The following is an 11,651-nucleotide window of genomic DNA, read 5'->3' on the forward strand; positions in this document are numbered from 1 at the left end:
CTGTTCTCTCAGTCCACCAGGTCCCGTACGACCGCGTCCGCCAGCAGCCGCCCGCGCAGGGTCAGCACCGCCCGTCCGTCCCCGAACGGGCCGGGCTCCAGCAGCCCGTCCGCCACCGCCCGCCCCGCCGCCGCAAGACCGGCCGGGGCGAGCAGCGACAGCGGGCAGCCGTCGACGAGCCGCAGCTCCAGCAGGATGCGCTCGACCCGCCGGTCCTCCGCGGAGAGGATCTCGCGGCCCGCGCCGGGTGAGCGCCCCTCGGCGAGCGCCTGCGCGTACGCGCCGGGGTGCTTCACGTTCCACCAGCGCACGCCGCCGACGTGGCTGTGCGCGCCGGGGCCGGCGCCCCACCAGTCGGCCCCGCGCCAGTACAGCTCGTTGTGCAGGCAGCGGCCCTCGGGCGTCCGGGCCCAGTTCGACACCTCGTACCAGGAGAAGCCGGCCGCGGCCATCGCCTCGTCGGCGATGAGATACCGGTCGGCGTGCGCGTCGTCGTCCGTCATCGGGATCTCGCCGCGCTTGATCCGGCGGGCCAGCTGGGTGCCCTCCTCGACGATCAGGGCGTACGCCGACACATGGTCGGGCCCGGCGCCGATCGCCGCGTCGAGGGAGGCGCGCCAGTCGTCGTCGGACTCCCCCGGGGTGCCGTAGATCAGGTCGAGGTTGACGTGCTCGAAGCCGGCCGCTCTTGCCTCGGCGACACAGGCCTCGGGCCGGCCGGGGGTGTGGGTGCGGTCGAGGATCTTCAGTACGTGCTGCCGGGCGCTCTGCATCCCGAAGGAGATCCGGTTGAACCCGCCTTCGCGCAGTTCGGCCAGGTACGCGGGTCCGACGGATTCGGGGTTGGCCTCGGTGGTGATCTCGGCATCGTCCGCGAGGCCGAACTCCTCCCGGATCGCGGCCAGCATCCGGACCAGATCGGCGGCGGCGAGCAGCGTCGGCGTACCGCCTCCGACGAAGACCGTACGGACCTGGCGGGGGTCGTCGCCGAGGACCTTGCGGGCCTGGCGGACCTCGCCGATGAGATGGGAGGCGTAGTTGTCGCGGGAGGCCAGCGCACCACCGGAGCCGCGCAGCTCGGTCGCGGTGTAGGTGTTGAAGTCGCAGTAGCCGCAGCGGGTCGCGCAGTACGGCACGTGGAGGTAGAAGCCGAGCGGGCGTTCTGCGGCGCCTTCCAGGGCGTGGCGGGGCAGCGCCCCGTCGTCGGGCACGGGCTCACCATCGGGCAGTACGGAAGGCATACCGTCCATTGTCGCGCGCCGCCCGGCAACCGGACGCCACGCCGGGTGGGCGCCGGCGGGCGGCGCTACCGGCGCCTCTACTCGGCCTGGAGGACCAGCAGCGCCAGATCGTCGTCCGGCGGGCGCTCGGCGAAGGCGTGCACCGCGTGCTTGATGCGGTCCGCGATCCCCTCCGCGGTCAGCCCCGCGCAGCCGGAGAGCGCCTGCGCCAGCCCGTCGCCATCGTCGAACATCAGGGGTCCCGAGCGCCGCTCCGTGACCCCGTCGGTGACGCACAGGAGGCTGTCGCCAGGGGCCAGGTCGAAGCTCTGGGTCTCGTAGACGGCGTCGTCCATGACGCCGAGGAGCAGTTGCGGTTCGGCGGCCGGCCGCACGGTGCCGTCGGGGCGCAGCAGCAGCGGCAGCGGGTGCCCGGCGCTGACCAGGGTGCAGCGGGCGCCGCCGCCGGGCAGCGGCACGAGCTCCCCGTACAGCAGGGAGAGGAACCGGGACTGTCCGCTGTCCGCCGAGTGCTGGCCGCCGGCCGCGGCGACCATGAGCGCGGCCGCCTCGGCGGCCTCCATCGCGTCGTCGAGGAGCAGCCGGTTGAGACGGACCAGGACCTCGTCGGCCTGGAAGCCCTCACGGGCCAGCAGCCGCAGCCAGGGGCGGGCGAGCCCGGTCACGACGGCGGCCTCGGGGCCGCTGCCCTGGACATCGCCGAGGACGAAGCACCAGCGGTCGTTGGGGCACGGGAAAATGTCGTAGAAGTCACCGCCGACCACCCCGTCGTCGCTTGGCTCGTAGACGAGGGAGCTGGCGACGCCCGGTATGTCGGCGACCTTGCTGGGCAGCAGTCCGCGCTGGAGGATGCGGCTGATGGTGGCCTGCCGGGTGTAGGCGCGGGCGGCGCCGACGGCGAGACCGACCCTGCGTACGAAGTCCTCGATCAGCGCCGTGACCTCGTCGGGGACCCGGGTGATGCCTTCGCGGCCGAGGAGTACGGCTCCGAGGGTGCGGCCGCCCGAGGTGATCCGATAGGCGAGCGCGACGCCTTCGAGCCCGTCCGGCTGCCCGCCGTCCTCCGCGCTGCCGGGCCACGGCATCGACACGGGTCCGGTCCCGACCCGCTCGGGAAGCCGGAGCGGGTCGCCCTCCAGCAGGGTGCGCAGCGGCTGGATGCGGGTCTCGTCGACGTGCCAGACCTTGGCGAGCCGTGGGACGGCCGCGCGGCCTGCGGTCTCGGGCTCCAGCCAGATCGCGCACCAGTCGGCGAGCCGGGGCACGAGTAACTGACCGGCGAGCGCGGCCACGATGTCCTCGTCGAGCTGGCCGGCCAGCAGGTCCGAGGCCTCGGCGAGGAACGACAGCGCGCCACGGCCCGCCCAGTCCGCGTCGTCGCGCAGGGCGCGGCGGGCGGTGGGGGCGAGCAGTTCGGCGGCGCGCAGTCCGCGCTGGAATCCGGCCTCCGGGCGGGCGTCGGGAAAGGGGTTCCAGTCGTCGACGGGGAGCCGGGCCCAGACGGTCTTGAGGCCGGTGCGGTAGGTGATGCCCCAGCGTTCGGCGAGAGTGGCGACGAGCTCCAGGCCGCGCCCGTACTCGGCGGGATCCCCCGGTCCGTCCTCGCCCCCGGCGCCGTCCTCGGGACGGTCGCTGCGCACCGCGCGGGCCGGGTGGTGGTCGGAGACCTCCAGGACGAGCGCGGAGGCCTCGTCCTCGGTCGCCTCCTCCAGCCGGAAGAGCAGTTCGACGTTGGTCCCGGCGTGCACGACGGCGTTGGTGACGAGTTCGCTGACGATGACCGCCGCGTCATCGGAAAGCCGCTCGCTGAAGCCGACGGCCGCGGGCAGCCCGAGCCCGCTCCATTCGGCGAGCGCCGCCGCGACGAACCGCCGGGCCGCGGAGGGCGCGAGCAGGTTCCCGGGAAGGCTCGTCCGCGCGACGGGCTGTGCGCCCGCGGACGCGCCAGTGGTTCCGGGACGTTGCACGATGTCCCGCTGCAAGGGAATGGACCCCACAGGGCGGCTCCTGACCTGTTCTCGCTCTGCCTGTTCTCCGTTAAGACGGACCCTCTAAGCGCCGCTGACGACACGGACAGAGTGACAGATCGACCCTTCGCATACGCGTCGAGTTACCGAAGTGCCTGGAGAACGCGGATCCGGCCCCTCACGCGGGGCTCGGGGACCGGGTGCCGGGAACAGGCCGGGAGGCCGGTCGCTACGCCTCGCGGGAGCCCGCGTACATGTCGTCGATCAGGTCCTTGTACGCACGCTCGACGACCGGCCGCTTCAGTTTGAGACTGGGGGTGACCTCGCCGTGCTCGATGTCGAGGTCGCGCGGGAGCAGCCGGAACTGCTTGATGGTCTGCCAGCGCTGCAGTCCCTCGTTGAGGCGCTTCACGTAGCCGTCGATGAGCTCGACGGTCCGCGGGGAGGCCACGACGTCCGCGTAGGACTTGCCCTCCATGCCGTTCTCGGCGGCCCAGTCGAGGATGGTCGGCTCGTCGAGGGCGATGAGCGCGGTGCAGAAGTTACGGTCCGCGCCGTGCACCAGGATGTTGGAGACGAACGGGCAGACCGCCTTGAACTGACCCTCGACCTCGGCCGGCGCGATGTACTTGCCGCCGGACGTCTTGATCAGGTCCTTCTTGCGGTCGGTGATCCGCAGATAGCCGTCCACGGACAGCTCTCCGATGTCGCCGGTGTGGAACCAGCCGTCGGCCTCCAGCACCTCGGACGTCTTCTCCGGCAGCCCCTGGTAGCCCTGCATCACACCGGGGCTGCGCAGGAGGATCTCGCCGTCGTCGGCGATCCGGACCTCGGTGCCGGGGAGCGGCTTGCCGACGGTGCCGGTGCGGTAGGCCTCGCCCGGGTTGACGAAGGAGGCCGCGCTCGTCTCGGTGAGGCCGTAGCCCTCCAGGATGTGGATGCCGGCGCCGGCGAAGAAGAAGCCGATGTCGGGGGCGAGCGCGGCGGAGCCGGAGATACAGGCGCGGAGCCGGCCGCCGAAGGCCTCACGGATCTTGGCGAAGACGAGGGTGTCGGCCACCTTGTGCTTGGCGCCGAGCGCGAAGGGTACGGAGGCGGTGCCGGTGCGCCGGAAGTTGTCCTGGGAGACCTTGGCGTACTCGCGGGCGACCCCGGCCGCCCAGAGGAAGATCTTGTACTTGGCCCCGCCACCGGCGCGGGCCTTGGCCGCGACGCCGTTGTAGACCTTCTCGAAGATCCGGGGGACGGCCGCCATGTACGTCGGCTGGACGATGGGCAGGTTCTCGATGATCTTGTCGACCCGGCCGTCGACGGCGGTGACGTGCCCCACCTCGATCTGGCCGGAGGTGAGGACCTTGCCGAAGACGTGCGCGAGCGGCAGCCAGAGGTACTGGACGTCGTCCTTGGTGATCAGCCCGGTGGCGATGGTGGCCTTGGCCATGTACGACCAGTTGTCGTGCGGCAGCCGTACGCCCTTGGGGCGGCCGGTGGTGCCCGAGGTGTAGATGAGGGTCGCCAGCTGCTCGGGGGTGATCGCGTCGACCCGCTCGGTGATCGCGGCCGGGTTCTCGGCCAGATGCGCGGCGCCCAGGGCCTCCAGGTCGGCCAGCGTCAGCACCCAGCCCTCCGGGTCGCCCTCGGCCGGTCCGGCGCCCTCGGCGTCGATGACGACGACGTGCGCGAGGTTCGGCAGCTCGGCGCGGCGCTCGCGGGCCTTGGCCAGCTGCGCCGCGTCCTCGGCGATCAGCACCCGGCTCTCGGAGTCGGCGAGGATGAACGCCGACTCCTCGGTGTTCGTCGAGGGGTAGATCGTGGTGGTCGCGGCGCCCGCGCACATGACCCCGAGGTCGGCCAGGATCCATTCGACCCGGGTGCTCGCGGCGAGCGCGACGCGCTCCTCCGGCTGCACGCCCAGAGCGATCAGCCCGGCCGCCACGGCGTAGACCCGCTCGGCGGCCTGCGCCCAGCTGAGCGACTTCCACTCGTCGGGACCCTGACCGGCGGCGGCGGGGACGGGGTAGCGGTAGGCCTCCCCGTCCGGGGTGGCTGCCACCCGGTCGATGAAGAGGGTCGCCACGGAGGGCGGACGGTTCTCGATCATGGTCTGTGTGTCGCTCACGACATCCTCCGGGCCTGCGGCAGTGCTTCACGACGGGCTGCTGGTTGCGGTGCGCTCTCCGCTTACGTCTGCGTGCTTGATCCTGCTTGTTTAACTGGCGAGTAACTACGAAGCCGTGATCAGAGTAAAGCGCCCGCGCCCCCCGCGTAAGAGGCAACAGGGCGCCGCTTCATAACGAACGGGCCCCCGCGGCGCAGCGTTCTGCGATGCGGGGACCCGTTCGTCTACCGGCCGGTAGGAAGCGGGGGCGAAACTCCGTGCCGTCTCTCGCCCCACGCCTCCGTACTACTTCTTGGCCTTGGTCTCCCCGGCGGACTCGTCGGTCGACAGCACGGAGATGAACGCGTCCTGCGGCACCTCCACATTGCCGACCATCTTCATCCGCTTCTTGCCTTCCTTCTGCTTCTCCAGCAGCTTCCGCTTACGGGAGATGTCACCGCCGTAGCACTTGGCGAGGACGTCCTTGCGGATGGCGCGGACGGTCTCACGGGCGATGACCCGGGAGCCGATGGCCGCCTGGATCGGCACCTCGAAGTTCTGCCGCGGGATGAGCTTCTGCAGCTTGGCGACGAGCCGGACGCCGTACGCGTACGCCTTGTCCTTGTGCGTGACCGCGGAGAAGGCGTCGACCTTGTCGCCGTGCAGCAGGATGTCGACCTTGACGAGCTCGGCGGACTGCTCACCGGTGGGCTCGTAGTCGAGCGAGGCGTAACCGCGGGTCTTGGACTTCAGCTGGTCGAAGAAGTCGAAGACGATCTCGGCGAGCGGCAGGGTGTAGCGGATCTCGACCCGGTCCTCGGAGAGGTAGTCCATGCCGAGGAGGGTGCCGCGGCGCTGCTGGCAGAGCTCCATGATCGCGCCGATGAACTCGCTGGGCGCCAGGACCGTGGCCCGGACGACCGGCTCGTGCACCTTGTCGATCTTGCCCTCGGGGAATTCACTCGGGTTGGTGACGGTGTGCTCGCTGCCGTCCTCCATCTCGACGCGGTAGACCACGTTGGGGGCGGTCGCGATGAGGTCGAGGCCGAACTCGCGCTCCAGCCGCTCGCGGACCACGTCGAGGTGGAGCAGACCGAGGAAGCCGACGCGGAAACCGAAGCCGAGCGCCGCGGAGGTCTCCGGCTCGTAGACCAGGGCTGCGTCGTTGAGCTGGAGCTTGTCCAGGGCCTCGCGCAGGTCCGGGTAGTCCGATCCGTCCAGCGGGTACAGACCCGAGAACACCATCGGCTTGGGGTCCTTGTAGCCGCCCAGCGCCTCGGTCGCACCGTTGTGCAGGGAGGTGATCGTGTCACCGACCTTGGACTGCCGGACGTCCTTCACACCGGTGATGATGTAGCCGACCTCACCCACACCGATGCCGTCGGACGGGGTCATCTCCGGGGAGGACACCCCGATCTCCAGCAGCTCGTGAGTGGCTCCGGTCGACATCATCCGGATGCGCTCGCGCTTGTTCAGCGAGCCGTCGACGACCCGGACGTACGTCACGACGCCACGGTAGGAGTCGTAGACCGAGTCGAAGATCATCGCGCGGGCCGGGGCGTCGGCGTTGCCGACGGGCGCGGGGACGTCCCTGACCACCCGGTCGAGCAGCGCGTCCACACCCACGCCGGTCTTCGCGGAGACCTTGAGGACGTCCTCGGGCTGGCAGCCGATGAGGTTGGCCAGCTCCTCGGAGAACTTCTCGGGCTGGGCGGCCGGCAGGTCGATCTTGTTGAGCACCGGGACGATGGTGAGGTCGTTCTCCATGGCCAGGTAGAGGTTGGCCAGCGTCTGGGCCTCGATACCCTGCGCGGCGTCGACCAGCAGGACCGTGCCCTCACAGGCGGCGAGCGACCGGGAGACCTCGTAGGTGAAGTCGACGTGTCCCGGGGTGTCGATCATGTTGAGGACATGGGTGCTGCCCTGGCCCTCACCGGTCGTGGGCGCCCAGGGCAGTCGTACCGCCTGGGACTTGATGGTGATGCCACGCTCGCGCTCGATGTCCATCCGGTCGAGGTACTGAGCGCGCATCTGCCGCTGGTCGACCACACCGGTCAGCTGGAGCATCCGGTCGGCAAGGGTCGACTTGCCGTGGTCGATGTGCGCGATGATGCAGAAATTGCGGATCAGCGCCGGGTCGGTACGGCTCGGCTCGGGCACGTGGAGAGGAGTCGCGGGCACGCAGGGTCCTGATTCTTGAGACGCCGAACGCCGTGTCTCGGGTCGATGTCGGGTCGGTCGGATCTGTACGTAGCCTCCATCGTCCCACGCCTGCGGCGCGAAGACCGGTTTGGGCCGGTCGGAGTGCGACTGGTACCGTGGACAGCTGTGCCTCGTGGCTCTCGGGCCGCAAGGACACACATCGAAGATCCAACGAACCTGAAAAGGCTCTTTCGTGGCGAACATCAAGTCCCAGATCAAGCGGAACAAGACGAACGAGAAGGCGCGCCTGCGTAACAAGGCCGTCAAGTCCTCGCTCAAGACCGCGATCCGCAAGGCCCGCGAGGCCGTCGTTGCGGGCGACGCCGAGAAGGCCACCGTGGCCGTTCGCGACGCTTCGCGCGCTCTCGACAAGGCTGTCTCGAAGGGTGTCATCCACAAGAACGCCGCCGCCAACAAGAAGTCGGCGCTGGCCACCAAGGTTGCCACCCTCCAGGGCTGAGCATTCTGATGTGATCGCCGGAACGGACCAAGCGGGCCCTCTCTCCCGCTCCTGACCGGCACCCCGCGCCGCACACCGAACCTGCGTTCGCCACGCGGGTGCGGCGCACCAAGCGCAAAGCGAAGGCCCCGGTTGTCCCCCTCCCCAGGGTGACGACCGGGGCCTTCGGCATGCGTACGCACGAAGATCCGGGACCCGGCCCCCGTCAAGCCCGTCCCTCAATTGAGGACAGGGACAGGGCGGGCGGCCATACGAACATGGCGCCCCCTGTCCCGTCTCGCCCGGGCCCCCGCTACCGCCCCGTCCGAGCCGCCCGCGCCACCGCGCTACCGCCCCGTCCGAGCCGCCCGCGCCACCGCGACCACGGCCTTCTCCAGCGCGTACTCCGGGTCGTCCCCGCCGCCCTTTACGCCCGCGTCCGCATCCGCGACCGCCCGCAGCGCCACCGCCACCCCGTCCGGCGTCCATCCCCGCATCTGCTGGCGCACCCGGTCGATCTTCCACGGGGGCATGCCCAGCTCCCGGGCGAGATCCGCCGGCCGCCCCCCGCGTGCCGACGAGAGCTTGCCGATCGCCCGGACTCCCTGCGCGAGCGCGCTGGTGATCAGGACAGGGGCCACACCGGTCGACAGCGACCAGCGCAAGGCCTCCAGGGCCTCGGCCGCCCGCCCCTCGACCGCGCGGTCGGCGACCGTGAAGCTCGACGCCTCCGCGCGCCCCGTGTAATAGCGCCCGACGACGGCTTCGTCGATCGTGCCCTCGACGTCCGCGACAAGCTGTGATGCCGCGCTCGCCAGCTCCCGCAGATCGCTGCCGATGGAGTCGACCAGTGCCTGGCACGCCTCGGGCGTCGCGGAGCGTCCCAGCGTCCGGAACTCGCCCCGCACGAAGGAGAGGCGCTCAGCGGGCTTGGTGGTCTTCGGGCACGCGACCTCCCGCGCCCCGGCCTTGCGCGCCGCGTCGAGCAGCCCCTTGCCCTTGGCGCCGCCCGCGTGCAGCAGCACGAGCGTGATCTCCTCGACCGGGTCGTCGAGATACTTCTTGACGTCCTTGATCGTGTCGGCGGAGAGATCCTGCGCGTTGCGCACGATCACCACCTTCCGCTCGGCGAAGAGCGAAGGGCTCGTCAGCTCGGCGAGGGTGCCCGGCTGGAGCTGGTCGGAGGTGAGGTCCCGGACGTCCGTGTCGGCGTCGGAGGCCCGGGCCGCCGCCACCACCTGCTGCACGGCGCGGTCCAGGAGCAGGTCCTCCTGCCCCACGGCGAGCGTGAGGGGGGCGAGCGGGTCGTCGGTGGAATTCCTTCTGGTGGCCATCGCCGTCCAGCATCCCACGGGCCACTGACAGCCCGGCCGCGACTGGCGTTCCGGCACCGCGGCCCGTAGCCGAGAATGGGCGGGTGAGCGATGTGAGACATGTACTGGTGCTGCCCGACCGCGATGCCGCGGAGGAGGCGGCCGGAGAGCTGGCCGACCGGTTCGGGGTCGCCGAGGAACCACAACTCGTACGCGACGCGCTGGCCGGCGAGGACGACGCCGAGGACGCCCAGTGGCTGGTGGTCGTGGAGGACCCGGACAGCCGCCTGGAATCCGCGGCGCTCGACGCGTTCGCCGCGGAGTACGAGGGATGGCTGGAGGCTCCGTAGGGGCCCGGGGCTGCACCGGGCGCCGCCCCGCAGTCAGCTCTTCGGAACGATCTGGATGTCCATGTCGATGGAAATACTGGAGCCGACCGCGGCGATGCCACGGGCCAGCATCGTCTGCCAGGTGAGGGTGAAGTCCTCACGGTGCAGCTCGGTGGTGGCGCGGCAGGCGGCGCGGGTCTCGCCCTCCAGGCCGTTGCCGATGCCGAGGTACTGGGTGTCCAGCGTCACCGTGCGGCTCACTCCGTGCAGGGTGAGCGCGCCGCTCACGCCCCAGCGGGTGCCGCCCCGGTGGACGAAGCGGTCGCTGTAGAACTCCAGCGTCGGATAGCGGCCGACGTCCAGGAAGTCGCCCGAGCGCAGGTGGTCGTCGCGCATCTGGACGTTCGTGTCGATCGACGCGGCGTCGATGATCACGTGCATGGCCGAGTTCTCCATGCGGTCGGCGATCCGGACCGCACCGGCGAAGGTGTTGAACCGGCCGTGGATGCGAGCCATCCCGATGTGCCGGGCGGTGAAACCGATCTGGGAGTGCATCGGCTCGATCTCCCACTCGCCCGGGTCGGGCAGCTGCGGAGGCGCGGAGACCTGCAGGGTCACATCGCCCAGACCTGTGTGAGCCCCCTCGGCGACCGCGACCGAACCGCGGAACGGGGTGAACCCCTCCGCCGTGACAGCCAGTCGGTACTCGCCCGCCGGCACCGTGGCGAGGACGCTGCCGAACGGGTCCGTCTCCCCGCCGACGACCTTGCGTCCGGCGGCATCCGTGACGACGAACTCGGCCTGCTGCACCGCCTCGTTGACCGGGTCGAGCACCCGGCAGCTGAGGACGCCCGCAGAGTCCGGTACGGCAAGACCGGCGAGGGCGTTGCCGCGTACGGCACCCGTCGCTCCCTTGTTTCCGAGCCAACGGCCGAACATCTCCACGCACTCCCGGGGGCTGTTTCACCTCGGGCCGAAGGGCTGGACACCGGTGTCGGAGCAGCGGCCCGCCGACGAGCATGCATTCGATCACCCTTGTGGCGTTCGAGGCAAACAGAGTGACTCGCAGGGACTTGGGTGGAGGTGTTACCCAAGGTCCGAATTGATCGCCCCGTCTACGTGTCACCGATTCGGCAGAGAAATGCCCGCCTCCCGTTCGGCGGGGAGCCGGTCGAGACACACCCCGAAGTGCTCGCGGTACGCGGCGAGAACCTCCTCATCGCTCTCCAGCGGCGTCTCGTGACGCTCCCCACCCACCGTCGTGAGAAGCCTGTGGCCCTTGAGCGTGATCCGCCCGGTGGCCGTGACGCGCGAGCAGACCGGAGACCGGGTGAAGCCGGAATCGGGAGAGGTCCGGTGGTACCAGGATCCCGCCCGGAAGTCGGCCAGCGCCCGGGGCCGCGGGTCCAGGCGGAACTGGGGTGCGCCGCCCCACAGCACATCGACGTCCCCGTAGTCCTCGCCGCCCTCGGTGGGGGCCCGCACGATCCGGAAGGTGCCGCGCGGGTCCTCCTGGTCCGTGCGGTCGTCGAGCGCGAGCGGATGCTGGGCATGGTCGCCGAAGCCGACGTCGGCGAGCCACGGCCCGGTGCCGTCGTCCGTCTCCACCCGCAACGCCATGTGGTCGTACGGGATGCCGAGCCGCCCGCCGTCACCGTGGACCCGGGCCTGGAGCAGCGTGACGCGGAAGCCGAGCGCCCGCAGCAGTGCGGCGAAGGCGCCGTTGACTTCGTAGCAGAACCCGCCGCGGCGGTCCCCCACGATCTTGTCGAGGAGCGCCTCCTCCTCCAGCACGATGTCCTCGCCGAGGTGGATCGAGAGGTTCTCGAAGGGCACGGTGGTGAGGTGGCGCAGCTGCAGCTCGCGCAGCGCCGTGGCGTCGGGGCGGGACGGCCGGGTGGCGCCGATGCGCTCCAGGTAGGCGTCGATGGTCTGAGGCAGGCGCGGGTCCATGAGGGCAGTCTGTACCGGCGAGCGGCTCCGCGCCCTGAGCCGATGGTCCTAGGACCGGCGACGGAGGTGTCACGCAGGGCGTGTTCACCGCGAACGAGCCGGCCCGCCG

9 protein-coding genes are annotated in these 11,651 nt (G+C 70.8%); 2 read left to right on the forward strand and 7 right to left on the reverse strand.

All coding sequences use genetic code 11. The features are described from left to right. Positions 1 to 8: 8 nt before the first annotated feature. The 4 genes from hemW to lepA form a co-directional block, all read right to left on the reverse strand. Complete coding sequence (hemW, locus tag SH922_RS12745) at positions 9 to 1,241, reverse strand: radical SAM family heme chaperone HemW (protein ID WP_393058036.1); 1,233 nt, start codon at positions 1,239 to 1,241, stop codon at positions 9 to 11. Positions 1,242 to 1,318: 77 nt separating this feature from the next. After that, positions 1,319 to 3,223 (reverse strand): SpoIIE family protein phosphatase, encoded by a 1,905-nt coding sequence (locus SH922_RS12750; protein ID WP_393063544.1) that lies wholly within the window; start codon positions 3,221 to 3,223, stop codon positions 1,319 to 1,321. Between the two features lie 214 nt (positions 3,224 to 3,437). Then, positions 3,438 to 5,327 (reverse strand): AMP-dependent synthetase/ligase, encoded by a 1,890-nt coding sequence (locus SH922_RS12755; protein ID WP_393058038.1) that lies wholly within the window; start codon positions 5,325 to 5,327, stop codon positions 3,438 to 3,440. A gap of 285 nt (positions 5,328 to 5,612) precedes the next feature. Continuing rightward, the gene (gene lepA, locus SH922_RS12760; RefSeq protein ID WP_393058040.1) at positions 5,613 to 7,487 is read right to left on the reverse strand and encodes a translation elongation factor 4; all 1,875 of its coding nucleotides are present in this window, start codon (positions 7,485 to 7,487) and stop codon (positions 5,613 to 5,615) included. A gap of 214 nt (positions 7,488 to 7,701) precedes the next feature. Here lepA and rpsT point away from each other — a divergent pair, with 214 nt between their 5' ends. Further along, the gene (gene rpsT / locus SH922_RS12765) at positions 7,702 to 7,968 is read left to right on the forward strand and encodes a 30S ribosomal protein S20 (RefSeq protein ID WP_024490123.1); all 267 of its coding nucleotides are present in this window, start codon (positions 7,702 to 7,704) and stop codon (positions 7,966 to 7,968) included. Between the two features lie 326 nt (positions 7,969 to 8,294). Here the strand turns inward: rpsT and holA are convergent, their stop codons facing one another. Further along, complete coding sequence (holA, locus tag SH922_RS12770) at positions 8,295 to 9,281, reverse strand: DNA polymerase III subunit delta (RefSeq protein WP_393058043.1); 987 nt, start codon at positions 9,279 to 9,281, stop codon at positions 8,295 to 8,297. An 83-nt stretch (positions 9,282 to 9,364) separates the two neighbouring features. Between holA and SH922_RS12775 the strand changes: the two genes are divergently transcribed. Further along, positions 9,365 to 9,610, forward strand: coding sequence for a hypothetical protein (locus SH922_RS12775; RefSeq protein WP_393058045.1), 246 nt, complete (start codon positions 9,365 to 9,367; stop codon positions 9,608 to 9,610). Positions 9,611 to 9,643: 33 nt separating this feature from the next. Here SH922_RS12775 and SH922_RS12780 read toward each other — a convergent pair whose 3' ends face one another. Together SH922_RS12780 and SH922_RS12785 are read right to left on the reverse strand one after the other, a co-directional pair. After that, entirely contained in the window at positions 9,644 to 10,528 is an 885-nt protein-coding gene (locus SH922_RS12780; RefSeq protein WP_393058047.1) for a YceI family protein, read from the reverse strand. A 183-nt stretch (positions 10,529 to 10,711) separates the two neighbouring features. After that, positions 10,712 to 11,542, reverse strand: a complete 831-nt coding sequence (locus tag SH922_RS12785) for an arylamine N-acetyltransferase (RefSeq protein WP_393058049.1) — start codon at positions 11,540 to 11,542, stop codon at positions 10,712 to 10,714. Positions 11,543 to 11,651: the final 109 nt, after the last annotated feature.

This window comes from Streptomyces sp. LN549, from assembly GCF_043203805.1.
Taxonomy (GTDB): Bacteria; Actinomycetota; Actinomycetes; order Streptomycetales; family Streptomycetaceae; genus Streptomyces.